20 protein-coding genes and 1 other RNA gene are annotated in these 25,286 nt (G+C 70.9%); 17 read left to right on the top strand and 4 right to left on the bottom strand.

What is annotated here, in order from left to right; genetic code table 11:
• The first annotated feature begins 97 nt into the window (after positions 1–97).
• The 7 genes from prfB (at position 98) to AC1DW8_RS15495 (ending at position 8,096) form a co-directional block, all read left to right on the top strand.
• Positions 98–1,210, top strand: a complete 1,113-nt coding sequence (gene prfB / locus AC1DW8_RS15525) for a peptide chain release factor 2 (RefSeq protein ID WP_056775775.1) — start codon at positions 98–100, stop codon at positions 1,208–1,210.
• Between the two features lie 135 nt (positions 1,211–1,345).
• Entirely contained in the window at positions 1,346–1,813 is a 468-nt protein-coding gene (locus tag AC1DW8_RS15520; RefSeq protein WP_478095123.1) for a hypothetical protein, read from the top strand.
• Between the two features lie 182 nt (positions 1,814–1,995).
• Positions 1,996–2,895 carry a cell division ATP-binding protein FtsE gene (gene ftsE, locus AC1DW8_RS15515; RefSeq protein ID WP_056775780.1) on the top strand — a complete coding sequence of 300 codons (900 nt, stop codon included), beginning with the start codon at positions 1,996–1,998 and terminating at the stop codon, positions 2,893–2,895.
• Between the two features lie 24 nt (positions 2,896–2,919).
• Positions 2,920–3,825: a permease-like cell division protein FtsX gene (ftsX, locus tag AC1DW8_RS15510; RefSeq protein WP_056775782.1), complete on the top strand. Its 906-nt coding sequence runs from the start codon at positions 2,920–2,922 to the stop codon at positions 3,823–3,825.
• Between the two features lie 145 nt (positions 3,826–3,970).
• Complete coding sequence (locus AC1DW8_RS15505) at positions 3,971–5,473, top strand: M23 family metallopeptidase (RefSeq protein ID WP_304437924.1); 1,503 nt, start codon at positions 3,971–3,973, stop codon at positions 5,471–5,473.
• A gap of 97 nt (positions 5,474–5,570) precedes the next feature.
• Positions 5,571–6,044 (top strand): SsrA-binding protein SmpB, encoded by a 474-nt coding sequence (smpB, locus tag AC1DW8_RS15500; RefSeq protein ID WP_056775785.1) that lies wholly within the window; start codon positions 5,571–5,573, stop codon positions 6,042–6,044.
• Between the two features lie 78 nt (positions 6,045–6,122).
• The gene (locus tag AC1DW8_RS15495) at positions 6,123–8,096 is read left to right on the top strand and encodes a DUF2207 domain-containing protein (protein WP_478095122.1); all 1,974 of its coding nucleotides are present in this window, start codon (positions 6,123–6,125) and stop codon (positions 8,094–8,096) included.
• A 58-nt stretch (positions 8,097–8,154) separates the two neighbouring features.
• Here AC1DW8_RS15495 and AC1DW8_RS15490 read toward each other — a convergent pair whose 3' ends face one another.
• Positions 8,155–9,336: an MFS transporter gene (locus AC1DW8_RS15490; protein ID WP_478095121.1), complete on the bottom strand. Its 1,182-nt coding sequence runs from the start codon at positions 9,334–9,336 to the stop codon at positions 8,155–8,157.
• Between the two features lie 53 nt (positions 9,337–9,389).
• Between AC1DW8_RS15490 and AC1DW8_RS15485 the strand changes: the two genes are divergently transcribed.
• Positions 9,390–10,232 carry a winged helix-turn-helix transcriptional regulator gene (locus AC1DW8_RS15485; RefSeq protein WP_478095119.1) on the top strand — a complete coding sequence of 281 codons (843 nt, stop codon included), beginning with the start codon at positions 9,390–9,392 and terminating at the stop codon, positions 10,230–10,232.
• Between the two features lie 11 nt (positions 10,233–10,243).
• Here the strand turns inward: AC1DW8_RS15485 and AC1DW8_RS15480 are convergent, their stop codons facing one another.
• Positions 10,244–13,618: a pyruvate carboxylase gene (locus AC1DW8_RS15480; RefSeq protein ID WP_478095117.1), complete on the bottom strand. Its 3,375-nt coding sequence runs from the start codon at positions 13,616–13,618 to the stop codon at positions 10,244–10,246.
• Positions 13,619–13,831: 213 nt separating this feature from the next.
• On the opposite strand from AC1DW8_RS15480, the gene ssrA reads away from it, so the two are divergent.
• Positions 13,832–14,198: a transfer-messenger RNA gene (gene ssrA, locus AC1DW8_RS15475) on the top strand.
• Between the two features lie 104 nt (positions 14,199–14,302).
• Here ssrA and trxA read toward each other — a convergent pair.
• Both trxA and AC1DW8_RS15465 read right to left on the bottom strand, forming a co-directional pair.
• Complete coding sequence (gene trxA, locus AC1DW8_RS15470) at positions 14,303–14,704, bottom strand: thioredoxin (RefSeq protein WP_056775794.1); 402 nt, start codon at positions 14,702–14,704, stop codon at positions 14,303–14,305.
• Positions 14,705–14,743: 39 nt separating this feature from the next.
• Complete coding sequence (locus tag AC1DW8_RS15465) at positions 14,744–15,364, bottom strand: SIMPL domain-containing protein (RefSeq protein WP_478095115.1); 621 nt, start codon at positions 15,362–15,364, stop codon at positions 14,744–14,746.
• Between the two features lie 72 nt (positions 15,365–15,436).
• Here AC1DW8_RS15465 and AC1DW8_RS15460 point away from each other — a divergent pair, with 72 nt between their 5' ends.
• The 8 genes from AC1DW8_RS15460 to AC1DW8_RS15425 all read left to right on the top strand — a co-directional run bounded on the left by AC1DW8_RS15460 (position 15,437) and on the right by AC1DW8_RS15425 (position 25,218).
• Positions 15,437–15,805: a VanZ family protein gene (locus tag AC1DW8_RS15460; RefSeq protein WP_056775796.1), complete on the top strand. Its 369-nt coding sequence runs from the start codon at positions 15,437–15,439 to the stop codon at positions 15,803–15,805.
• Positions 15,806–16,096: 291 nt separating this feature from the next.
• On the top strand, positions 16,097–18,457 hold the full coding sequence (locus AC1DW8_RS15455; RefSeq protein WP_478095112.1) for a DEAD/DEAH box helicase: 2,361 nt from the start codon (positions 16,097–16,099) through the stop codon (positions 18,455–18,457).
• Between the two features lie 37 nt (positions 18,458–18,494).
• On the top strand, positions 18,495–19,046 hold the full coding sequence (locus tag AC1DW8_RS15450) for a YqgE/AlgH family protein (RefSeq protein WP_056777592.1): 552 nt from the start codon (positions 18,495–18,497) through the stop codon (positions 19,044–19,046).
• A gap of 49 nt (positions 19,047–19,095) precedes the next feature.
• The gene (locus tag AC1DW8_RS15445) at positions 19,096–19,899 is read left to right on the top strand and encodes a glutamate racemase (protein WP_478095110.1); all 804 of its coding nucleotides are present in this window, start codon (positions 19,096–19,098) and stop codon (positions 19,897–19,899) included.
• Entirely contained in the window at positions 19,896–20,222 is a 327-nt protein-coding gene (locus tag AC1DW8_RS15440) for a DUF3039 domain-containing protein (RefSeq protein ID WP_056775799.1), read from the top strand. Before AC1DW8_RS15445 ends, AC1DW8_RS15440 begins: the two co-directional genes overlap by 4 nt.
• Positions 20,223–20,378: 156 nt before the next feature.
• The gene (locus tag AC1DW8_RS15435) at positions 20,379–21,347 is read left to right on the top strand and encodes a zinc metalloprotease (RefSeq protein WP_478095108.1); all 969 of its coding nucleotides are present in this window, start codon (positions 20,379–20,381) and stop codon (positions 21,345–21,347) included.
• 123 nt (positions 21,348–21,470) lie between these two features.
• On the top strand, positions 21,471–23,231 hold the full coding sequence (locus AC1DW8_RS15430) for a DEAD/DEAH box helicase (protein WP_056775802.1): 1,761 nt from the start codon (positions 21,471–21,473) through the stop codon (positions 23,229–23,231).
• Between the two features lie 136 nt (positions 23,232–23,367).
• Positions 23,368–25,218: a bifunctional metallophosphatase/5'-nucleotidase gene (locus AC1DW8_RS15425; protein ID WP_478095106.1), complete on the top strand. Its 1,851-nt coding sequence runs from the start codon at positions 23,368–23,370 to the stop codon at positions 25,216–25,218.
• The last annotated feature ends 68 nt before the right edge of the window (positions 25,219–25,286 follow it).

Raw genomic sequence — 25,286 nt, 5'->3', positions numbered from 1 at the left:
GCGCGTACCGGCGACGGCGGTCACGGGGTGGGAGCTGCCCCGGGAGCGCAGCCCGGCGTGCGCGGGGCGGCTCGCCGCTGCCGTAGGCTGTTCGATCGTGGCTGTTGACTTCACGCAAGAGATCAAGGACCTGCGCGCGACGATGGACTCCGTGCGCGGGGTCACGAACCTCGACGAGCTCGCCCGGACCATCGACGAGCTCGAGCAGCAGGCCTCCGCCCCCGACCTCTGGGACGACCCCGACGCGGCGCAGCAGGTCACGAGCGCCCTCTCCCGCGCCAACTCCGAGCGCGACCGCATCCTCGGGATGGACGCGCGCATCGAGGACCTCGAGACCCTCGTCGAGATGGGCCAGGAGGAGAGCGACGCCGCCACCCTCGAGGAGGCCGAGCGCGACCTCTCCACGCTGAAGAAGGACGTCGGCGAGCTCGAGGTCCGCACCCTGCTGTCGGGGGAGTACGACGAGCGGGAGGCCGTCGTGACGATCCGCTCCGGTGCCGGTGGCGTCGACGCCGCCGACTTCGCCGAGATGCTCATGCGGATGTACCTCCGCTGGGCCGAGCGCCACGGCTACCCGACGAAGGTCATGGACACCTCGTACGCCGAGGAGGCCGGCCTCAAGTCCGCCACCTTCGAGGTCAACGTGCCGTATGCCTTCGGCCACCTGTCCGTCGAGGCCGGCACGCACCGCCTCGTCCGGATCAGCCCGTTCGACAACCAGGGTCGTCGGCAGACGAGCTTCGCGGCTGTCGAGGTCATCCCGCTCATCGAGAGCGACGACTCGGTCGACATCCCCGAGAACGAGCTCAAGGTCGACGTCTTCCGTTCGAGCGGTCCCGGTGGCCAGAGCGTCAACACGACCGACTCGGCGGTGCGCATGACGCACATCCCGACCGGCATCGTCGTCTCGATGCAGAACGAGAAGAGCCAGATCCAGAACCGCGCCGCCGCCCTGCGCGTCCTCCAGTCGCGCCTGCTCCTGCAGCGCAAGGCCGAGGAGGCCGCGGTGAAGAAGGAGATGGCGGGCGACGTCAAGGCGAGCTGGGGCGACCAGATGCGCTCCTACGTGCTCAACCCGTACCAGATGGTCAAGGACCTGCGCACCGAGTTCGAGACCGGCAACCCGAGCGCCGTCTTCGACGGTGACATCGATGGCTTCATCGAGGCGGGCATCCGGTGGCAGATCGGTGAGAACCGCCGCGAGGACTGACATCTCGGGCGATCTCCGCTTTCGGCGGGCGCGCCGGCCTCCGCGCTCGTAGGGTCGCGTCGTCGGCTCCACCCGACGGCCCCCGCCCACGGGTGGGTCGGCGCAGCTCACGCTCCCGCCTGAGAGGTTCCGCCCATGTCACCCCTCCACCGCCTCGTCACGACCCTCGCCGCCCTTCTCGTCGCCGCCACCGTCACCGTCGGGCTGGCTCCCGCGGCGTCGGCCGCCACCAGCGCCTCCCCGCCGTGCAGCAGCGTCCGCCAGATCGGCGACCGTAAGGTCGTCTCCGACCTCGGGATGTCCGCCTTCACGGTCCGCCAGTACGTCGGCTGGTGCCGCGACGCCCGAGGGTCGGCGTGGATGAACTTCACGTCCGTCTACGTCTGGGACCAGTACCACGTGCGCGGCTTCGCCTACCGCTCGCTCGCCGGCGTCGCCGTCCGTGGTGGGCCCGAGGCGCGCGGCTTCACGACGGGCGCCAGCCGCCAGCAGCTGAGCTACTCGACCCCGGTCCGCACGACCTCGCTCTGCACGCAGGGCTGGGGCAAGCTCTCCCGCGCCGGCTCGGAGTCGGCCCAGGGCCTCACGACGCTCGTCTGCTGAGCCCCGGCGGGGCATCGCCGGCCGCCACGCCGGGGCCGGCCGTTTTCCGGGGGTTTCGTCCGTCGGCCCGTAGCCTCGGAGCCGGTCCTGTTCACGCCGGCGTATGCCGTCACGTGCCACCGGGGCCAGCCGCCGTCCCGCTGATGCCCAGCTGATGTCCAGTACGAGTCGAGGCCCGTCGCATGATCCTCTTCGAGAACGTCACGAAGACCTACCCGCGGACGACTCGTCCGGCCCTCGACGACGTCAGCCTCGAGATCCCGCGCGGTGAGTTCGCCTTCGTCGTCGGCACGTCCGGTTCGGGCAAGTCGACGATGATGCAGCTCGTCATGAAGGAGCAGGACGTCTCCCGGGGGCGCATCCTCGTCGCGGGGCGCGACCTCGACCGGCTGCCGGAGCGCAAGGTGCCGGCCCTGCGGCGCGAGATCGGCTGCGTCTTCCAGGACTTCCGCCTGCTGCCCAACAAGACGGTCTTCCAGAACGTCGCCTACGCCCTCCAGGTTCTCGGCAGCAGCCGGGCCCGCATCCGCCAGACGGTGCCCGAGACGCTCGAGCTCGTGGGCCTGGCCGGCATGGAGAAGCGCCTGCCGCACCAGCTCTCGGGTGGTGAGCAGCAGCGCGTCGCCATCGCCCGGGCCTTCGTGAACCGGCCGCCGGTCCTGCTCGCCGACGAGCCCACCGGCAACCTCGACCCCGACACGAGCCTGGGCATCGTCCAGCTGCTCGACCGCATCAACCGCACCGGGACGACCGTCGTCATGGCCACCCACGACACCGTCACGGTCAACGCCATGCGCAAGCGCGTCATCCGCCTCGACCGCGGCGTGCTCGTCAGCGACATGGAGGCCGGCGACTACACGACCGGTTCCATCCCGCGCATCCGGCTCGACGAGGAGGCCGAGGCGCCGCGTCGCGCGGCCGAGCCCGAGGTGTCCGATGGCTACGACGACGGGGACCCCACGGCATACGACCCGGACGGCGAGTCTGAGGGCCTGCCGCCCATCGGGCGCGATGCCGACGCGCCACGCGGCAAGAGCGGAATCTTCCGGCGGCACAAGGCCGTCCAGACGAGCGACCGCTGAGCGCGAGACGAAGCGAGACACGACATGCGATTCCAGTTCCTCGTCGGCGAGATCGGCAACGGCCTCCGGCGCAACCTCTCGATGGCCGTCTCGGTCGTCATCGTCACGATGATCTCGATGTACCTCCTCGGCCTCGGCCTCATGGGCCAGCGGCAGGTCGACACCATGAAGGACTACTGGTACGACCGCGTCCAGGTCACGGTGATGCTCTGCGCCGAGAAGACCCGCTTCACCAACTGTGCGGGCGAGGCCACGACCGACGCCCAGCGCACGGCGATCAAGGCCGAGCTGGAGGCCCTCAAGCCGACGGTCAAGGAGGTCTACTACGAGTCGCGCGACGAGGCGTTCGAGCGGTTCAAGCAGACCTACAAGAACTCGCCGCTCGCGCGGGCGGGGGAGTCCTACTTCGCCGACTCCTACCGGGTCAACCTCAACGACGCCGGGAAGTTCGACGTCGTCGCGAGCTCGATCAAGGGCATGCCCGGGGTCGCCGACGTCCAGGACCAGAAGAAGCTCCTCGAGAAGTTCTTCACCTTTATGAACACCGTGTCGTGGGCGGCGATCGCGCTCTCCTCACTCATGGTCCTCGCGGCCGTCATGCTCATCTCGACGACGATCCGCCAGACCGCCTTCAGCCGTCGGCGTGAGACCGGCATCATGCGCCTCGTCGGCGCCTCGAACTTCACGATCCGCTTCCCGTTCGTCATGGAGACCGTCCTGGCGAGCGTGCTCGGCGCGGTCCTGGCGATGGGCATGCTCTGGGCCACGGTGCGCTACGGCGTCGTCGGCTTCCTGAGCCAGACCCTGACGGACACCGCCTTCATCGGGGTGGCGGACGTCTACTACGTCGCGCCGTTCGTCGTCGTCGGCGTCATCGTGCTCTCGAGCCTCACGTCCTGGGTGACGCTGCGCCGTTACCTGCGCGTCTGACGCGGCCCGAACTGCACAATTTCCCGAATTTGCTGCAGGGGGCCGAGGCGGCGTCGCATGCTGTCCCGGGCCGTATGCGGCCCTGATCGTGACGATTTCTCCCCAACGCGAGTGACGTGTGGTACCAATGGAGCATATGTGGCTCATGAGGCGTTCTGAGAAGAGCGGGCCGGCGACCAGGCTGACGGCCGCCGGGCTCGTCATCACGTGTTCCGTGTCCTTGGGATCGGCGCTCGTCGCGCGTGCCGACTCCGTGTCGGACCAGAAGAAGCGCAACGACCAGAAGATCGCCGCGCTCGGTCAGCAGCTCGAGGGCACCAACGCCGCGCTCGCGCGCGCCTACGTCAACCTCCAGCGCACCAACGCCGCGCTCCCGATCGCCCAGCAGCGCGTCACCTCCGCGCAGGCGGCCCAGGCGCGCGCCCAGGCCGCCCAGGTGGCGGCCGAGGCCACCGAGGCCCGCGCGATCGCCGCCGAGGCGAAGGCCCGCGCCCACAACGAGGCCGTGGCCCAGAAGCTCGCCGTGGCCAAGGCCAACGAGCAGCGCGCCAAGGAGCAGCTCGCCAAGAGCGGCGCCGACCTCGTCAGCAGCCAGGACGCCCTCGACTCGTACGCCGCCGAGGTCTTCCAGGGGTCCGGCCAGGAGTCGCAGCTCGGAATGGTCTTCGGATCCACCTCACCCGAGGACTTCGCGAACCGGCTCGTCATGGCCGACACCGCGAGCGCGGTCGCCAGCGACACCATCGACAAGCTCGCCGCGATGACGGCCGACAACACCTCGACCCGCTCGTACCTCACCTCGGTGCGCGGCGAGATCGCCGAGCTCAAGCGACAGGCCGAGGCCGCCCTGCGCGGGGCCGAGGCGGCCGCCGCGGCCGCCACTCAGGCCAAGAACCAGGCGATCATCGCCAAGAACAACGCCGTCACCGCCGCGCAGAACGCCGCGGCGGCCAAGACGCAGCTCGACCAGCTGAAGTCCAAGCAGTCGGCCTACACCGCCGACCTCGCGGTGCAGAAGCAGGGCGAGGCCGCAGACCTCGCCTCCGCCCGCGCCGAGTCGGCCCGCCTGCAGGCCGTCCTCGTCGAGCGGGCCCGCCAGGCCCGGATCGCCGAGCAGAAGCGCCAGGCCAGGCTGCGCGCCGAGCGCGCCGCGAAGATCCGCGCCGAGCGGGCCAAGGCCGCCGCCGCCAAGAAGCGCGGACAGGTCTACATCCCCAAGACGCCGCCGCCGGTGCAGAGCGACCCGACTCCGTCGAACTACCTCAGCTACCCCGCCATCGGCCCGACGACCTCCGGCTTCGGCATGCGGTGGCACCCAGTGCTCCAGAAGTGGATGCTGCACGACGGTCTCGACTGGGGCATCGCGTGCGGCACGCCGGTGTATGCCGCGGCGCCGGGCGACATCATCCGCGCGGGTTGGCGGGCGAGCGGGTGGGGCAACCAGATCCTCATCGACCACGGGATCCACCGCGGCGTCGACCTCGTCACGAGCTACAACCACCTGTCGAGCATCGTGAAGTTCGGCGGCAGCGTGAACCGCGGCCAGCTCATCGGCTACTCCGGCACGACGGGCTACTCGACGGGCTGTCACCTGCACTTCGGCACCTACGAGGACGGCACGCCGGTCAACCCCCGCAAGTGGCTCTGACCAACCCTCCCGGACAAAACCGACTCTGAGCCGAGGGCCCCTTCGGGGTAGCGTTGGTGCGCTGACCACACACCCTCAAAGGCGGAAGGACGGTCTGGTGCCGAAGGAGAAGGGGCGGTCGCTCATCGCGAGCAACCGCAAGGCCCGACACGACTACCTCATCGACGACACCTTCGAGGCGGGCATCGTCCTTTCCGGCACCGAGGTCAAGGCGCTGCGGATGGGGCGCGCGTCCCTCGTCGACGGCTTCGCCATGTTCACCGGTGACGAGCTCTACCTCGAGAACGTCCACATCCCCGAGTACCTCAACGGCACGTGGAACAACCACGCCCCGCGTCGCAAGCGCAAGCTGCTCCTGCACCGCGCCGAGCTGACGAAGATCGCGCACAAGACCCGTGAGAGCGGGCGCACCATCGTGCCCCTGGCCCTCTACTTCAAGGACGGCCGCGCCAAGGTCGAGATCGCCATCGCGACCGGCAAGAAGGAGTACGACAAGCGCCACGCGCTGCGCGAGCGCCAGGACAACCGCGAGGCCGACCGGGCGATGAGCGCGGCCAACCGCCGCCGCTGACCCTTCCGCCGGAACCGCGCGACCCGACGCAGCGTCCGGTGTCAGGATGCAAGGGACCAACGACGTGGAGGCACTCCGATGGCTGGACCGACCGGACCGACCCGATCGAGCGTGACGCGCGGCCGCCGACTCGGGGTGCTGGGTCTGCTCCTGGCAGCCGCGCTGTTCCTGCTCGTACCGGCCACCGCCCAGGCTGCCGGCGACGAGGGCATGGACTCCTTCGCCGCGGTCTACGACGTGCAGCCCGACGGCAGCATGAAGGTCACCGAGACCATCACGTGGCGCTTCCCGAGCGGCGAGCAGAAGCACGGCATCTTCCGCGACGTCGTGGTGCGGATGGGCTGGAACGGCGAGGAGAACCGCTACCGCTACTACGACCTGACGGACGTCGCGGTGTCGAGCCCGAGCGGCGCCCCCGACGCCTTCCGCGTCACCGACAGCGGTGCGGCCAAGGAGATCCGGATCGGCTCCCTCGACGAGTACACCAGCGGCACTCAGGTCTACACCATCAGCTACACGCTTCATGACGTGCTCAACCCGATCACCGCCGACGGCAAGCCGGCCGCCGACTCGAGCACGGCCGACACCGTCGAGCTCTACTACAACGTCTTCGGGACCAACGAGACCACCGTGCGTGACCGCGTGTCGATCACCGTCAAGGCGCCGGCGACGCCGACCCAGGTGGCCTGCTACCAGGGCGTCAACCGGTCGGACACCCCCTGCCAGGCGACGAAGGGCGACCCGGCCAGGTTCTCGGCCACCGGGCTGACCGCGGGGGATGCCATGTCGGTGCTCGCCTCCTACCCGGCCTCGGCCTTCGGCAACGTGCGCCCCGACGTCCGACAGGGTGACTCGGCGTCCTCGATCGGTTCCGACGCGGCCCCGGCCGCCAACGCCGCCGCCTGGGCCGGCGCCATCGGCGCTCCGGTGCTGGCACTGGCCGTGATGGGTGCCCTCGTCTGGACCCGCGGTCGGGACGAGCGCTACGCCGACCTCACGCCGGGCCTCTCGCCGGCGTACGGCACCGGCGCGGCGGGCGACGGGACCCCGAGTGCCGCCACGGTGCGCGGCGGGTCGTCCACCGTCGCCGTCCAGTTCCAGCCGCCGAAGGGCGTGCAGCCGGGCATGGTCGGCACGATCATCGACGAGACCGCCAACCCGATCGACGTCTCGGCCACGGTCATCGACCTCGCGGTGCGCGGCTTCATCCGGATCGAGGAGAGCGACGGCGGGGGAGCCTTCAGCCGCACCGACTGGACGCTGACCCGGCTCGCGCCCCCGGCCGACGAGCGACTGCTGCCCTACGAGCGCCAGCTGCTCGACGGCATCTTCTCCAGCCGGGGCGACGTCGTGCGTCTCTCGGAGCTGAAGAACACCTTCGCGAGCACCCTCAAGCGCATCCAGTCCGGGATGTACGAGGAGGTCGTGACACGGGGATGGTTCCGCTCCTCGCCCCAGACCCAGCGCGGCGCGTGGCAGGGCCTCGGGCTCGTCATCGCCGTGCTCGGGGGGCTCATGCTCTTCTACGGCCGACCTGCGATCAGCGCGATCCTCGGCGGCAGCTTCGGTGGCGGGGTCGCCCTCGGCATCGGTCTCGTCGTCGCCGGCCTCATCGTCTGGTTCCTCGGCGGGCGGATGGCCGCCAAGACCGCCGAGGGCTCGGCCGTGCTCGCCCAGTCCCTCGGCTTCAAGGAGTACCTCACGACCGCCGAGGCCGGGCAGATCGAGTTCGAGGAGGCGTCCAACATCTTCAGCCGCTACCTGCCGTATGCCGTCGTCTTCGGTGTCGCGGACCGGTGGGCCAGCACGTTCGCCGACGTCGCGAAGGCGGCCGAGGCCGCCAACCAGCCTCTCGTGATGCCGACGTGGTACGTCTGGAGCGGCAACGCCTTCCCCGACTTCACGAGCATCGCCGACGGTGTCGACTCCTTCTCGACGACGTCGACGGGCACCTTCACCTCGACGCCGGGCTCGTCGGGATCGTCCGGCTTCTCCGGCGGCGGTGGCTTCTCCGGCGGCGGTGGCGGCGGGTCGTCCTCCGGCTCCTGGTAGCCCGCACGATCGATGTGACCTTCGGCGCCGGGGTGGGTCCCCGTGACACACTCCCTCCCTACGACGCTGCCGGCTCGGCGTCTCGGGACGGTCGTCGCGACGCGAGGGCGAGCAGGGCTCCCACGCCGGCCACGACGCCACAGAGCGGCCACAGCAGACCGGGCGCGACGGCATACACCATCCCGCCCAGCGGGGCGGAGAGCATCGTCCCGCTCGTGGCGGCGCCGGTGTAGAGGCCCTGGTACTGGCCGACGAGATGGGCGGGCGCCGCGTCGAGGACGTGCGCGGTGGCCGTCGTCTTGTAGAGGATCTCGCCGGCGGTGAGCACCACCATGGCGACGACTGCTGCGGCCGTGACGCCCATCCACGTGAGCCCGAAGATGACGAAACCGACTGCCACGAGGGCGTATCCGGTCGCGATGATGGGAATGGCAGGTCGGTCTCGGAGCCAGAGGGCCACGGGGATCTCGAGCGCGAGGATGAGCCCCGACCCGATCGCGACGAGGAGCGTGTAGAGCGCGAGCGGCTGCCCGTGGTCGCGCAGGTGCAGGGGGAGGGTCGAGTAGAGCTGACGGTAGACGAGGTCGACGAGCACGACGCCCGGGAGGAGGAGCAGGAGCGACCGGTCGGCCCGGACCGCCCGCCAGAGGCCGGCCGGGGCGTCGGGCTCCGCGGCCACCGGCGCCTCGTCGGGCAGGAAGCGCGACGTGACGTGGCGCAGCACGAGGGTGAGGACGCCGTCGACCACGAAGAGCGTGTCGTAGCCGTGCGTGGCGAGCAGGGCGCCGACGGGAGGGCCGATGACGAAGCCCGCGTTGGAGGCGGCGCGGCTCACGGCGACCGACGACCGGCGTGACCCGGCCGGCACGGCGAGTGCCGCGAGCGCACCCTGCCCGAGGGACGCGACGGCGCCCAGGTAGCCCGTCAGCGGCATCGTCACGGCGAGCAGCCACACCGGCTGCCACGGGATGAGGGCGGTGAGGACGCCGACCACGCTGGCCGTGAGGAGCAGGACCCGGCGGTGGCCGTAGCGGTCGCCGAACCGGCCGCCCGTGACGTTCCCGAGGAGCGCGCCGACACCGTTCGAGCCGGCGATGATGCCCGCCGGCACGACGCCCAGCCCCCGCGGTCCGGTGAGGTAGAGCACGAGGAAGAGCATGAGGAAGGCGCTGGCCGAGCTGACGAAGCGCCCGGCGGCCAGCACCCAGACGACGCTCGGGAGGTCACGGAGGTCGCGCACCCGAACATCAGACCACAGTGAGTCTTTTTTAGGAACTCAGTTAGGATGAGGCCATGACCAGGCGACACGCGAGCGCCGTCGACCCGTGCGGCATCGCCCACGCCGTCGGCGTCCTCGGTGACCCGTGGAGCCTGCTCGTCCTGCGCGACGTCGCCGGTGGGCGCACCCGTTTCGACCAGCTCGTCGCCGAGACGGGGATCTCGCGCAAGGTCCTCGCGCAGCGTCTCGACGCCCTCGTGTCAGACGGCGTCCTCGAGCGCCGCGCCTACTCCGACCGTCCGCCGCGGCACGAGTACGTCCTCACCGCCCTCGGCCGGGGGGCGCTCCCGGTCCTCGCTGCCCTGCAGGAGTTCGGGGACACGTGGCTGCTCGGCGACGGGAGCCCCGACGCCGGTGCCGCCACCGACTCCAACGAGGTCACCCGGGTGAGCGGCCTCGTCGGACAGGCGATCCCGCGCCTGCACGCCCTGGACCCCGTCACCGACGAGCCGTTCACGGTGGTCTACTGCTACCCCGGCAACGCGTTCCCCGGGGCCGACGAGATCCCTGGTGGCATCGGCTGCACGCTCGAGTCGTGCACGTACCGCGACCGGCTCGGCGAGTTCGCCGACCTCGGGGCCTCGGTCGTCGGGGTCTCGACCCAGCGACCGGGGGAGCAGGCCGCGTTCGCTGCAGCGAACCGCATCCGCTTCCCCCTGCTCTCGGACGCCGACCTCGAGCTGACGACCGCGCTGCGCCTGCCGACCTTCCGTGCGGGCGGCACGACCCGGCTCAAGCGCCAGACGTTCGTCGTCGACCGGGACCGTGTCGTGCGCGCCACCCTCTTCCCGATCCCCGACGTCACGGGGTCGGTCGAGGAGGCGCTGGGCCTCGTGCGGGGACTCGGACGCGGCTGACGCGGCTGACGTCAGCCGATGACGACGAGCAGGTCGCCACCCTCGACCTGCTGGTGCGCGCCGATGGCGACCCGCGAGACGGTGCCTCCGGTGGGGCTCGTGATGTTGGCCTCCATCTTCATGGCCTCGATCGTCGCGACGACGCCGCCGGCCTCGACCGTGTCACCCTCGGACACTGCGAGGGTGACGACGCCGGCGAAGGGCGCTGCGACCTGGCCCCTGACCCCCGCGTCGGCCTTCTCGGCGGACTTGACGTCTGCCTCGACAGAGCGGTCGCGGACGGTGATGGGTCGGAACTGCCCGTTGAGGGTGCACATGACGGTGCGCATCCCCTTGGAGTCGGCCTCGCCGATCGACTGGACCCCGAGGATGAGCCGCTTGCCCGGCTCGATCTCGACCTCGTACTCCTCACCTGCCTCGAGGCCGTGGAGGAACTCGACGGTGCCGAGCACCGACAGGTCGCCGTAGGACTCGCGCGAGCTCTCGAACTCCTTGGTCGGTCCGGGGAAGAGCAGCTCGTTGAGGGTGCGTCGCGGGGCCTCGACGAGAGCCTGCTCCTGCTCCGGCGTCAGCTCGGTGAGGCGCGGCTTGGACTGGCGGCCGGCGAGCGCCTTGGTGCGGAAGGGCTCTGGCCACCCACCGGGAGGGTCGCCGAGCTCGCCGTTGAGGAAGCCGATGACCGAGTCCGGGATGTCGAAGCGCTGGGGGTCGTCCTCGAAGTCCTTCGGGTCGGCGCCGGCGCCGACGAGCGCGAGCGCGAGGTCGCCGACGACCTTGGAGCTCGGCGTCACCTTGACGACGTTGCCGAGGATCCGGTTCGCCGCGGCATACATGTCCTCGATCGCCTCGAAGCGGTCGCCGAGACCGAGGGCGATCGCCTGCTGCCGGAGGTTGCTCAGCTGGCCGCCGGGGATCTCGTGGAAGTAGACCCGGCCGGTGGGGGAGTCGAGTCCCGACTCGAAGGGCCGGTAGAGATGACGCACGGCCTCCCAGTAGGGCTCGAGCGCGAAGACGTTCTCGATGTCGAGCCCCGTCGGGCGGTCGGTGTCGTCGGTCGCCGCGACGAGGGCCGAGAGCGAGGGCTGGCTCGTCGTGCCGGCCATCGTCGCCGTGGCGGCGTCGACGGCGTCGACCCCGGCGTCGATGGCGGCAAGGAGCGTGCCGATCTGGCCGCCCGCGGTGTCGTGCGTGTGCAGGTGCACCGGCAGCTCGAAGCGTTCGCGCAGCGCGCGGACCAGCCGGGCCGCCGCCGGAGCGCGGAGCAGCCCGGCCATGTCCTTGATGGCGAGCACGTGGGCGCCGGTGTCGACGATCTGCTCGGCGAGGTGGAGGTAGTAGTCGAGCGTGTAGAGCTTCTCGCCGGGGCTCATCAGGTTGCCCGTGTAGCAGAGCGCCACCTCGGCGACCGCGGTGTTCGTCTCGAGCACCGCTTCGACGGCCGGGCGCATCTGCGACACGTCGTTGAGCGAGTCGAAGATGCGGAAGATGTCGAGGCCCGTCGACGCGGCCTCGCGCACGAAGGCGTCGGTCACGGCCGTCGGGTAGGGGGTGTAGCCGACCGTGTTGCGCCCGCGCAGCAGCATCTGCAGCGGGATGTTGGGCATGGCCTCACGGAGCGCGGCGAGCCGCTCCCACGGGTCCTCGGCCAGGAAGCGCAGCGCCACGTCGTAGGTCGCGCCGCCCCAGGCCTCCATCGAGAGCAGCTGCGGCGTCAGGTGCGAGACGTGCTTGGCGACGTGGAGCAGGTCGCGGGTGCGCATGCGGGTCGCGAGGAGCGACTGGTGTGCGTCGCGGAACGTCGTGTCGGTGACGGCGACGTCGTTCGCCTCGCGCAGCGCTCGCGCGAAGGCCGCCGGCCCGTCGGCGACGAGACGGTCGCGGGCACCGGGCGGCAGGGGCGCGTCGGGGAGCTGGGGAAGCTTGGTGCGGGGGCGGATCCGCGTCGTGACCGGGCCGTTGGGCTGGTTGACGGTGACGTCGGCGAGGTAGCTGAGCAGCTTCGTCGCGCGGTCGGCGCTGATCCGCGCGGAGAGCAGCTCGGGACGCTGGTCGATGAACGACGTCGTGGCCAGGCCCTCCTGGAAGACCGGGTCGCCGAGGACCGCCTCGAGGAAGGGGATGTTGGTCGAGACCCCGCGGATGCGGAACTCCGCCAGGGCGCGCTGGGCGCGGCGCACGGCGATCGGGAAGGTCATCCCACGGCAGGTGAGCTTGACGAGCATCGAGTCGAAGTGGGCGCTGATCTCGGCACCGACGAAGACGGTCCCGCCGTCGAGGCGCACGCCGCTGCCGCCGGCCGATCGGTAGACGGTGATGGTGCCCGCGTCGGGACGGAAGCCGTTGGCCGGGTCCTCCGTCGTGATCCGGCACTGCATCGCGAAGCCCTTGGTGCGGATGTCGTCCTGGCGCAGGCCCATCGACGCGAAGGTGTCGCCCGACGCTATCTGCATCTGCATGACGACGAGGTCGATGTCGGTGACCTCCTCGGTCACCGTGTGCTCGACCTGGATGCGCGGGTTCATCTCGATGAAGACGTAGCGCCCGTCCTCGCCGAGGAGGAACTCGACCGTCCCGGCGTTGACGTAGCCGATCGAGCGCGCGAACTCGACGGCGTCGGCGCACATGCTCTCGCGCGTCGCCGCGTCGAGATTGGGCGCCGGCGCGATCTCGACGACCTTCTGGTGGCGGCGCTGGAGCGAGCAGTCGCGCTCGTAGAGGTGGACGACCTCGCCCGTGCTGTCGGCGAGCACCTGGACCTCGATGTGGCGCGGGTTGACCACGGCCTCCTCGAGGTAGAGCGTCGGGTCACCGAACGCCGACTCGGCCTCGCGCTGGGCGGCCTCGAGCGCGTCGCGCAGACCCTCTCGGCCCTCGACGCGGCGCATGCCCCGACCGCCGCCACCGCTGACCGCCTTGACGAAGACGGGATAGCCGATGTCCTCGGCCGCGGCCTCGAGAGTGTCGAGGTCGGTGCCGGGCTCGGAGCCGCGCAGCGTCGGCAGGCCGGCGTCACGCGCGGCGGCGATGGCGCGGGCCTTGTTGCCCGTGAGGTGCAGCACCGAGGCCGGGGGACCGATGAAGGTGATGCCGGCGGCGTCGCACGCCTCGGCGAGAAGGGGGTTCTCCGACAGGAAGCCGTAGCCGGGGTAGATCGCGTCGGCCCCGGCCTCGACGGCCTGGGCGACGATGGCCTCGTGGTCGAGGTAGGCCCGGACCGGGTGGCCCTCGTCGCCGATCTGGTAGGCCTCGTCGGCCTTGAGCCGGTGCTCGCTCTTGCGGTCCTCGTAGGGGAAGACGGCGACCGTGCGGGCGCCGAGCTCGGTGGCGGCCCGGAAGGCTCGGACGGCGATCTCGCCTCGGTTGGCGACGAGAACCTTGCGGAACATCGGACCTCCAGGGTGCCGGGGGCGACGGGTGTGGTCCGCGTCGACCACGGTCGGCAGCCTAGTGGCGGGCCTGTCGCTCCCGAGAGGGGTGTTCCCATCCGAGACGGGAATGGCTTGGACCGCCCGAGCGTTCCTCCTGCATACTGTGGACTCCACCCCGGTGGGACGCAGAGCAGCTTGACAAGTGAACAGCGTGACGTGGACACCCCTCATGGGGGTGATCGGTTTCGACGGTGGTCGACATGTCAGGGGAAGCGGGTCGAGGATGCAGGGTTATCTCGTAAACGCTCCTTGCAAAACCATAGGTGCCAATTCCAAGCGCACCGACTTCGCCCTCGCCGCCTGAGCGAGCCTCGAAGTCTGTCAGCCTGAGCTAGTTTCCGACTCAGTGTCTGGCATCAGCTAGGAAACTTGCTGTGCAGTCATGTTGGGGGGCTGCACGGGACTCTTACTCAACTGGGCCTGTCAGGGGACGCGTGCGTGCGAGCCCTGGGGCCGAGAAAAGCCATAGCGCACTGCACCCGGAGAAGCCCTGGTTTCTCGTCATCGGACGCGGGTTCAATTCCCGCCACCTCCACCACTCACGTGGTGGCCACGTCACGCTGTCGCTGACAAGCACGAAGAGGGCGTCCCGTTCGCGGGACGCCCTCTTCGTCTGTGCCGTATGCCGTCTGTCCGGGCTCGTCAGGCCTGCTCGGTCTGGCCGCCGGAAGCGGCGCCGGCCGCCTCGGCCGCCATCTGCTCCTTGATCGGGGCCATGTCGAGGTTCTTGACCTGCTCGATGACGTCCTGGAGCGCGGACTGCGGCAGCGCACCGGGCTGGGCGAAGACGAGCACGCCCTCCTTGAAGGCCATCAGGGTCGGGATCGAGGTGATGTTCGCCGCCGATGCGAGGGACTGCTCGGCCTCGGTGTCGACCTTGCCGAACACGATGCCCTCGTTGTCACCGCTCTGCGAGGCGGCGTCGTAGACCGGGGCGAACTGCCGACACGGGCCGCACCAGGACGCCCAGAAGTCGACCAGGACGATGTCGTTGTCGAGAACGGTCTTCTCGAAGGACTGCGCGGTCAGGTCAGTGGTAGCCATGTCTCTCCCAACGATCGGCGTGTGACGGGTATTCCGCCCTCAGCGCAGTTCCCAGGTGACGGTGACGGAAGCCCCGAGGTCGAGGTCACCGCCCTCGACGGGCATGCCGCCGGCGTCCATCGAGGCCGCCATGAGCTTCATCTCGCGGCGCTGGACCGGGATGGCGCCCGCCTCGGCCACCCCGAGGACTGCGCCGAGCTCGGCGCCGGAGAGGGCGGCATACTGCTGCGCCTTATCGCGGGCGTCGGCGAAGGCGGCCTCCCGGGCGCGCCGCAGTCCCTCGCTGCGGTCGGACACGTCGAGGCGCACCTGGTCGACGAGCAGGGCGTTGCCCACCGCGGACGCGGCGGCCTCGAGGATCTCGCCGACCGACTCGAGCCGGCGCACGGTGACGGCGAGCCGCTGCTGGGCCGTGAAGCCGACCGCGACACCGGTGTTGTCCCAACGCTGGCTGACGCCCGCGTCGAGGGTGCGGATGTCGGCGTCGGCCACGTCGTGGTCGCGCACGACCGCCCCGACCTTCGTGATGCCCTCGGCCGCCCCGGCGAGGGCCGTCGCGACGTCGTCGGCGTCGTGCCCGACCCGCAGGTCGAGGCGCACGACGTCGGGGGAGACGGCGGCCCTGCCGGCGCCGGTGACGGTGACCGTGCGTTTGCCCATGGGGTTCCTCTCGTCGCGGCCCTCGCGGAGCGGGTCGGGGCCCTCGTCGCAACCTACCTAGACTGCGGTGCCATGACGAGCCTCCCGCGACGGTCCGCCCCCACCTCGCGCCTCGTGGTCGGCCTGGCGGTCGCGGCCGTCGTGACGCAGCTGCTCGTCCTCTACTGGCCCGTCGTCACCGTCGAGGGCCCGGTGAGCTGGACCGACAAGGTCGTGCACCTCCTCGTCTTCGCCGTGCCGACGTATGCCGTGGGGCGCGCCCTGCGGTCCGTGCGCACCGCGGTCGTCATCTTCGCGATCCATGCCCCGGTGAGCGAGCTGGTGCAGCACTTCCTCCTCCCCGGGCGCTCCGGCGACGTGTGGGACGCGGTGGTCGACCTCGTCGGCGTGGCGCTCGGGGCGGCCGTGCTCGTGGTCGGGCCCCGGCTGCGTCGCTGGTAGACTTGGCGGCATCCGACTCCGAGGTCTCCTCGGATCACGACGGAAGAGATGGCGCCGGGGATGCCCGGCGGGCAGGCTCGTCCGACGAGGTGACACCCCTACCGGAAGACCGCGCAGACGGCGCGGCCCGGCACCGACGCGGAGCGGATCCGAACACCGGACGGCACAGATGCCGGGGACCGGTACACATGGGGCGCAGAGATTCCTGCGCCTGAGGCTCGTCTGCATGGTCGTGGTGTGACTCACGGCTCGAGGCGAAGTCTGCATCGAGTCAAGAGAGTTGAATACGCAATGCCCAAGCACACCTCCTCCGGCGCGCCCAAGAAGGCCCGCTGGTCCACCGAGAAGAAGGCCGCCGCGACCAAGAAGCCGCACCGCGGACAGGGTGGACAGAAGTCCTCCGGTTCCTTCTCCGGCCCCAAGACCTCCCGCCCGGCATCGTCGGGCTCCTCGCACGTCGGTGGCCGCGAGTGGCGAGCCCCGCGTGACGAGCACCGTTCCTCGGACCGCCGCGACGACCGCCGCGATGACCGTGGTGGCTACCAGCGCCGCGACGACCGCGGCTTCCAGCGTCGCGAGGACCGCCCGAGCTTCGAGCGTCGCGACGACCGTGGCGGATACCAGCGCCGCGACGACCGCCCCTCGTCCGACCGCCGCGACGACCGTGGCGGTTACCAGCGTCGTGACGACCGCGGTGACCGCGGCTTCCAGCGTCGTGAGGACCGTCCGTCGTTCGACCGTCCCCGTGGCGACCGCGACGACCGTGGCGGTTACCAGCGTCGTGACGACCGTGGTGACCGCGGCTTCCAGCGTCGTGAGGACCGTCCGTCGTTCGACCGTCCCCGTGGCGACCGCGACGACCGTGGCGGGTACCAGCGTCGTGACGACCGTGGTGACCGCGGCTTCCAGCGTCGTGAGGACCGTCCGTCGTTCGACCGTCCCCGTGGCGACCGCGACGACCGTGGCGGGTACCAGCGTCGTGACGACCGTGGTGACCGCGGCTTCCAGCGTCGCGAGGACCGCCCGTCGTTCGAGCGCCGCGATGACCGTGGTGGCGACCGTGGTGGCTTCCAGCGCCGCGAGGACCGCCCGCGCTTCGAGCGCCGCGACGACCGTGGCGCCGACCGCTTCGCCGACCGTTCAGCCGACCGGGCTCCCGTGAGCTTCGACGACGCCGAGGCCGAGCGCATGGACGCCGACACCTGGACCAAGTCGACCCGCGCGGACGTGTCCGACGGACCCGTCGACGTCGCCGCCGACAACGGCTTCGCCGCTCTCGGCCTGCCCGAGCGGATCGTCGAGCGCCTCGCCCGGGAGGGCATCACCTCGCCGTTCCCGATCCAGACCGCGACGATCCCCGACGCGCTGGCCGGCAAGGACGTCCTCGGCCGCGGCCAGACCGGCTCGGGCAAGACCCTTGCCTTCGGCCTGCCGCTCATCGCCCGGCTGCTCGAGGCCGACCTCAAGCGTCGCCCGCGCAAGCCGCACGCCCTCATCCTCACGCCGACGCGCGAGCTCGCGATGCAGATCTCCGACGCGCTCGAGCCGCTCGTGCACGTCGCCGGCCTGCGCCACAAGCTCGTCGCCGGTGGCCTCAGCTACACGACGCAGATCAACGCGCTCAACAAGGGCGTCGACATCCTCATCGCGACGCCGGGCCGCCTCAACGACCTGCTCGAGCGTGGCGCCGTCGAGATGGACGACATCGCGATCACCGTGCTCGACGAGGCCGACCACATGGCCGAGATGGGCTTCATGGCCGAGATCACGACGAGCCTCGACAAGATCCCGTCCGACGGCCAGCGCCTCCTCTTCTCGGCGACGCTCGACCGCGGCATCGACGCGCTCGTCGAGAAGTACCTCACCGACCCGGTGACGCACTCGACGAACGACGCCACCGCGTCGGTCGAGGGCATGGACCACCACGTCCTGCTCATCGACCCGCAGCACAAGAAGGTCATCACGGCCGAGGTCGCCAACCGCGAGGGCCGCACCGTCGTGTTCTGTCGCACCAAGCTCGGCGCCGACCGCATCGCGCTCCAGCTGCGCGAGCAGGGCGTCATGGCGGCCGCGCTCCACGGTGGCCTCAACCAGGGCCAGCGCAACCGCGTGCTCGGCGCGTTCCGTGACGGCACCCTCCCGGTGCTCGTCGCGACCGACGTCGCGGCCCGCGGCATCCACGTCGACGACGTCTCGGTCGTCCTGCAGGTCGACCCGCCGGCCGACCACAAGGACTACCTCCACCGCTCCGGTCGTACGGCTCGCGCCGGTGACAAGGGCACCGTCGTGACCCTCGCCCTGCCGCACCAGCGTCGGACGATGGAGCGTCAGCTCAAGGACGCCGGTCTCGAGATCTCGCCCGTGCGGGCCACGCCCGGCGATGCGATCATCGCGGCGACCGGTGCGACGACCCCGAGCGGTGTCGCGATCGCCGAGGACGAGTTCCAGCGCCTCATCGCCGGTCCCAAGGCGCATCGTCGTGGGCCGGCCGGTCCGCGCGGTCCGCGCCAGGGCCAGCGCAGCGGCTCGCGTCCGCAGCACGGTGGCGGTCGTTCCGACGACCGTCGGGGCCGTCGCACCGACCGCGGTGACGGTCTCGTGTCCCGCTGGGGCGACGACGACCGCCGTGGTCAGCGGGGCGCGCGCTTCTGAGCAGTCGCCGGTGTGGAAGGCTGGGCCCGTGAGCTCGATGTTCCACACCGGCCGCCTCCTCGTGGCGACGCCGTCCGTCGGGGGTGACGTGTTCCATCGGTCCGTCATCCTCATGCTCCACCACGACGACGGCGGCGCCCAGGGCGTCGTGCTCAACAAGCCCCTGTCGGCCGAGGTGGACTCGGTGCTGCCGGGCTGGCAGCGTGTCGTGACCGCCCCGCACGTCCTCTTCCAGGGCGGGCCGGTGTCGACGTCGTCGGCGCTGGGGCTCGTCACGGTGCCGGGCGACGAGCCGGAGCCGCTCGGGGTCAAGCGCCTCTTCGGCTCGATCGGACTCGTCGACCTCGACGTGCCGACCCCCGTCGTCGCGGCCGAGCTGGCGGGGCTGCGGATCTTCGCCGGCTACTCCGGGTGGGAGTCCGGCCAGCTCGAGAACGAGGTGCTGCGCGGCGACTGGTACGTCGTCGATGCGGAGGTGCGCGACGCCTTCACGCCGCGGCCGGAGGGGCTGTGGCGTGAGGTGCTCCGACGCCAGCGCGACAGCCTCGCGTACGTCGCGAACTTCCCCGACGACCCGTCGATGAACTGACATGGGCGTCACGGGGCCCGTGCGGCCGGACACCGAGGAGCATCCCGGGATGCCGAGGTCGACCAGGCGAGTTGCCTTCGTCGACAGCGGTCTCGGGCTCCTCGGGTACGCCGACGCCCTCCACGCGCTGCGGCCCGACCTCGGGCTCGTGCTGTCGCTCGACCCGGACAACATGCCCTACGGCCCGCGCACGCCCGCCGAGGTCCAGCGACTGATCCTCGCCTCGGCGCGCGCCACCCTTCCCCACGAGCCGGCCGCGATCGTCGTCGCGTGCAACACCGCCTCGGTGCACGGGCTGGGCGCCCTCCGCGCCGAGCTCGAGCCGGCCGTCCCCGTCATCGGCACGGTGCCGGCCATCCGCCCGGCGGCCGCCGGGGGAGGGCCGGTCGCCGTGTGGGCCACGGCTGCCACGACGTCGAGCGACTACCTCAGGGGCCTCGTCGACGCCTTCGCCGCCGACGTCGAGACGTGTGCCGTTGCGGCCCTGGGGCTCGCCGAGGCCATCGAGTCCGGTGACCCCGACGCGGTCGACGCCTGCATCGCGTATGCCGCGTCGCAGACCCCCGCGGGCGTGCGCTCGCTCGTCCTCGGGTGCACCCACTACGGGCTCGTCGTCGACCGGATCGTCGCGGCCCTCGGGGACGGTGTGACGATCCACGACTCTCCCGTCGCGGTGGCCCGCCAGACCCTGCGGCGCCTCGGCCTCGAGCCGGCGCCGGACGGCCCAGAGGCCGGTGTCGAGGCGGTGCTGCTCAGCGGCCGACCCGGCGCGCTCCCGGCGTCGTGGGGGGCCTATCCCGCGGGGGAGCGGCTCCTTCGGGGTGCGGCAGGGCGGCATACACTCTCGTCATGAGCACGATGCCTCCCGACCCGTTCGAGCCCGAGCCCGAGCCGCTGCGGCGCACGAGCACGGCCACGATCGAGCGTGAGGAGGTTCGCGAGGAGCTCCAGGAGCCCGGTGACCACGAGCGCTTCTCGCACTACGTGCGCAAGGAGAAGATCCTCGAGAGCGCGCTGTCGGGTGAGCCCGTCGTGGCCCTCTGCGGCAAGATCTGGGTCCCGGGCCGCGACCCCCAGAAGTTCCCGGTCTGCCCGGTCTGCAAGGAGATCTACGAAGGCCTTCGCGACCCCCAGGACGGCGGCGACGGCGACCAGGGCGGCGGCGGACAGTCCTGAGCGACGCGTCTGCGGGTGCCTGACCACCACCGCCCGACCGAGGGCTTTCCTTAAGGGTTCTTTACGCGCCCCGGCTCCGCCACTGACTGTCGCGTACCTACAGTCGCTGGGATCGTCGCCCGATCGGGCGTCGTGTCGGACGAGAAAGGTCACCCCATGAAGCTTCGCTCCCTGATGCTCGCGGCACCGCTCGCACTCGCCGCAGCATCCCTCAGCGCACCGGCGCAGGCCGCGCCCGTGATGGAGGGCCACGGCAGCGCCGCGTGCCTCGACCCGGCGGCCGTGGGCGCGGTCGGAGCCCGCGGCACCCACGGCACCGCCAAGGACCCGCACGAGCTGACCGACGCACAGGTGCGCGCCAACGAGGCCGCCCTGACCAAGGCCCTCGAGGCCAAGGGGCTGACCCGGGACTCGTCGGGCAAGGTCGTCAGGGAGGGCCAGCAGGGCAAGCCGGGCACGGGCAGCACCTTCGCACCGACGACGGTCAAGGTCTACTGGCACACCATCACCAACGGCACCCAGGGCACCGTCAGCGGCAGCGCGATCAGCAGCCAGATCAGCGTCCTCAACAAGGCCTACTCGGGGACCGGTCTCAGTTTCAGCCTCGCCGGCTCCGACTCGACGAGCAACTCGTCCTGGTACACCGTGACGCCCGGCTCGGCGGCCGAGAAGAGCATGAAGACGACGCTCCGCAAGGGCACGATGGCTGACCTCAACCTCTACTCGGCCAACATCGGTCAGGGGCTGCTGGGCTGGGCGACCTTCCCCAAGGGCACCTACGACGCCATGGACGGCGTCGTCATCCTCACGGCCTCCCTGCCCGGTGGCAGCGCGACGAACTACAACCAGGGCGACACGGCCACCCACGAGGTCGGCCACTGGGTCGGGCTCTACCACACCTTCCAGGGCGGCTGTAACGGCAACGGCGACTACGTCGACGACACGCCCGCCGAGGCCAGCGCCGCCTACCAGTGCCCGACCGGCCGCGACACGTGCACGAGCCCCGGCCTCGACCCGATCAAGAACTTCATGGACTACACGTACGACTCCTGCATGAACACCTTCACGACCGGCCAGGTCTCGCGCATGCAGGCCCAGTGGACGGCGTACCGCGCCGGCCGGTGACCACCAGCGCGCCTGCTCGACGTCGCGAAACCGACTGAGCGGCATACCATCCAGGCCGAGGCCCCGCTCGCAAGGCGGGGCCTCGGCATGTCGTCCTCGGGGATTCGTTACGGTGGCCTCTCTATGAGTTCAGGGGCCGCCTTCCACCTCCCACCCGCCTTCCCAGAGCGGGCTGCGTGGGGTACCGCCAGCAAGCTGCGCGCGTGGCAGCAGGAGGCGCTCGACCTCTACCTCGGCAAGTCGCCGCGCGACTTCCTCGCGGTCGCCACACCGGGCGCCGGCAAGACGACGTACGCCCTGCGCGTGGCCACCGAGCTGCTGAGCGCGGGCATCGTCTCGCGCGTCACGGTCGTCGCTCCCACGGAGCACCTCAAGACCCAGTGGGCCGACGCCGCCGCCCGCGTCGGCATCAGTCTCGACCCGAAGTTCAGCAACAGCATCGGCCGGCACAGCGACGACTACCACGGTGTCGCCGTGACCTACGCGCAGGTCGCCTCGCGCCCGTCGCTGCACCGCGAGCTGACGACGTCGCGCTCGACCCTCGTCATCCTCGACGAGGTGCACCACGGCGGTGACGCGAAGAGCTGGGGCGACGGCATCCGCGAGGCCTTCGAGCCCGCGACCCGTCGGCTCTCGCTGACCGGCACGCCCTTCCGCTCCGACACCTCGCCGATCCCGTTCGTCACGTACGAGCTCGACGCCGAGGGCACCCTCGTCAGCTCGAGCGACTACACCTACGGCTACGCCGAGGCGCTGCGCGACGGCGTCGTGCGACCCGTCCTCTTCATGGCCTACGGCGGCAGCATGCGCTGGCGCACCAAGGCCGGCGACGAGCTCGAGGCGCGCCTCGGCGAGCCGATGACGAAGGACTTCGTCGCCCACGCGTGGCGCACGGCGCTCGATCCCAAGGGGGAGTGGATCCCCGCGGTCCTCGCCGCCGCCGACCGGCGCCTCACCGAGGTGCGGCGCCACGTCGAGGACGCCGGCGGCCTCGTCATCGCCTCCAACCAGACCCAGGCGAGGGCGTATGCCGCCATCCTCCGCTCGTTGACCGGCGAGGCCCCGACGGTCGTCCTCTCCGACGACCTCGGCGCGAGCAAGCGCATCGAGGACTTCGGGGCGAGCGACGAGCGCTGGATGGTCGCCGTCCGCATGGTGTCCGAGGGGGTCGACGTGCCGCGGCTCGCGGTCGGGGTCTACGCGACGTCCACCTCGACGCCGCTCTTCTTCGCCCAGGCCGTCGGACGCTTCGTGCGCGCCCGACGGCGGGGTGAGACCGCGTCGGTCTTCCTGCCCTCGGTGCCCGTGGTCCTCGACCACGCGGCGCGCCTCGAGGAGCAGCGCGACCACGCCCTCGACCGCAAGCCCAACCCCGACGACATCGGCCAGATGTGGGCCGAGGAGCAGAGCCTGCTCGACGAGGCCAACCGGGCCGACAAGGCGAGCGGGGCCCTCGACGAGGGCGCCTTCGAGGCGCTCGAGTCCGACGCCCACTTCGACCACGTGCTCTTCGACAAGCAGCAGTGGGGCATGCACGCCCAGATCGGGTCGGAGGACGAGGAGGAGTACCTCGGCCTGCCGGGCCTGCTCGAGCCCGACCAGGTGTCGGCGCTGCTCCGCGAGCGGCAGAGCCGTCAGGTCAAGAAGGCCCCCCAGGGCGCCACCGCCCCCATGCCCGTCGCCGCCCACCGGGCCCTTGCCGCCCAGCGCAAGGAGCTCAACACGCTCGTCTCGACGTACGCCCGTCAGAAGGGGCTGCCGCACGCCAACGTCCACATGGACCTCCGGCGCGTCTGTGGCGGACCCGACCTCGCGGCCGCCTCGACCGAGCAGGTCACCGAGCGCATCGACAAGATCCGGCTCTGGCTCGTCGGCCGACGCTGAGGGTTCACGAAACCGACCGGTGCTGTCGGCCTATGGGCGGAAGTGTCCGGCTATGGTCGTGCACTGCGCCTCGGGGGCGAGCCGCGCACCGTGCACCGGGACTGCTCCGATCGAGCACCTGACAGCGAAGGACGACATGAGCACCGACCACACCCCTGACCTCCTCGGATCCTCCACCACCCGTCGCCAGCTGCTGGCCCTCGCCGCCGTCGGCGGCGCCGGGCTCGCGGCCGTGCGCTCGGCCGTGCCCGCCGACGCCGCTCCGGCGGCCACCGCCCCGGGCACCAACGGCGAGGTCGTCCGGCTGACCGTGCTCGGCACGACCGACCTGCACGGCAACGTCTACAACTGGGACTACTTCAAGAACGCCGAGTACACCGACGCCAAGGCCAACGACATCGGCGTGGCCAAGGCCTCCTCGATCATCAAGGCGATCCGGGCCGAGGTCGGCGCAGAGCGCACCCTGACGATCGACGCCGGCGACACGATCCAGGGCACGCCGCTCGCGTACTACTACGCCAAGATCGACCCCATCACCGGCGGCTCGACGCACCCCATGGCCGCGGCGATGAACCAGGTCGGCTACGACGCCGCCGCGCTCGGCAACCACGAGTACAACTACGGCCTCGACACGTTGCGCGCCTTCGAGAAGCAGCTGAACTTCCCGCTCCTGTCGGCGAACTCCGTCGACTGGAACACCGGCGCCCCGGTCTTCAAGCCGTGGGTCATCAAGACGGTCAAGCTGCCCGACACCAAGGTGATCAAGGTCGGCATCCTCGGCCTCGTGACGCCCGGCGTCGCGATCTGGGACAAGGCCAACGTCGAGGGCAAGGTGAAGTTCCCCGGCATCATCGAGCAGGCGAAGGTCATGGTGCCCCGCCTCAAGGCCGCCGGCGCCGACATCGTCATCGTCGCGTGCCACTCAGGCGACAACGGCAAGTCGTCGTGGGGCGACGCGCTGCCCTACGTCGAGAACGCGAGCGCGCTGCTCGCCGAGCAGGTCCCCGGCATCGACGCCGTCCTCGTCGGCCACGCGCACCTCGAGATCCCGCAGCGCTACGTCACGAACGCGCAGACCGGCAAGAAGGTCCTCCTCTCCGAGCCCTACTACTGGGGCATGCGCGTGACGCGGATGTCGATCGACGTCCAGAAGGTGCGCGGCCAGTGGCAGGTCGTCCACTCCGAGGCGACGCTCTACAACTCCAACGTCGCGCCCGAGGACCCCGCTGTGACCGGCGCCGTCGCAGCCGCCCACCAGAAGGTGCTGACCTACGTCAACGGCGTCATCGGGACGTGCACGCAGGCCATGTCGGCGTCCACGTCGCGCTACGAGGACACCGCCGCGATCGACTTCATCAACTACGTCCAGGCCGACGCGGTCAAGAAGGCGCTCGCGGGCACGCCCGAGGCGTCCCTGCCGGTCCTGTCGATCGCCGCGCCGTTCAACAAGCTCGCCGCGATCCCGGCCGGCGACGTGACGATCCGCGACGTGGCGGGCCTCTACATCTACGACAACACCCTCCTCGGCATCGTCCTCACCGGAGCCCAGGTCAAGGCGTACCTCGAGAAGAGCGCGGAGTACTTCAAGCCCTGCACGACGACGGGCCCGGTCGCCGCCGACACGATCACCAACGCCAACGCGACCCCCGACTACAACTACGACGTCATGGGCGGGCTCGACGCGGACCTCACCTACGACATCGACCTCGCCAAGGCGGTCGGCTCGCGGATCGTGAACCTCGCGTATGCCGGCAGCCCGGTGGCGCCGGACGCGCGCTTCGTCGTCGCGATCAACAACTACCGCCAGTCGGGAGGCGGCAACTTCCCGGGCGTCGTGGCCGCCCCGGTCGTCTACAACCGTCAGATCGAGATCCGCCAGCTGCTCATCGACTGGGCGACCGCCAACAAGGTCATCGACCCGGCGGCCTTCTCGAGCGTCGACTGGAAGCTCGTCAGCAACGGGAGCCCGATCACCGTCACGCCCTGACGTCGCGGGCCCGGCCGGGATGCCCCGGCCGGGCCGGTGCCGTCGTCGGTTATCCGGTGGAGGCCGGG

The sequence above is a fragment of the Terrabacter sp. P2_E3 genome (genome assembly GCF_056403915.1).
The sequence above is the reverse complement of the archived record's forward strand: the minus strand, read 5'-3'. Positions and strand labels throughout refer to the sequence as shown.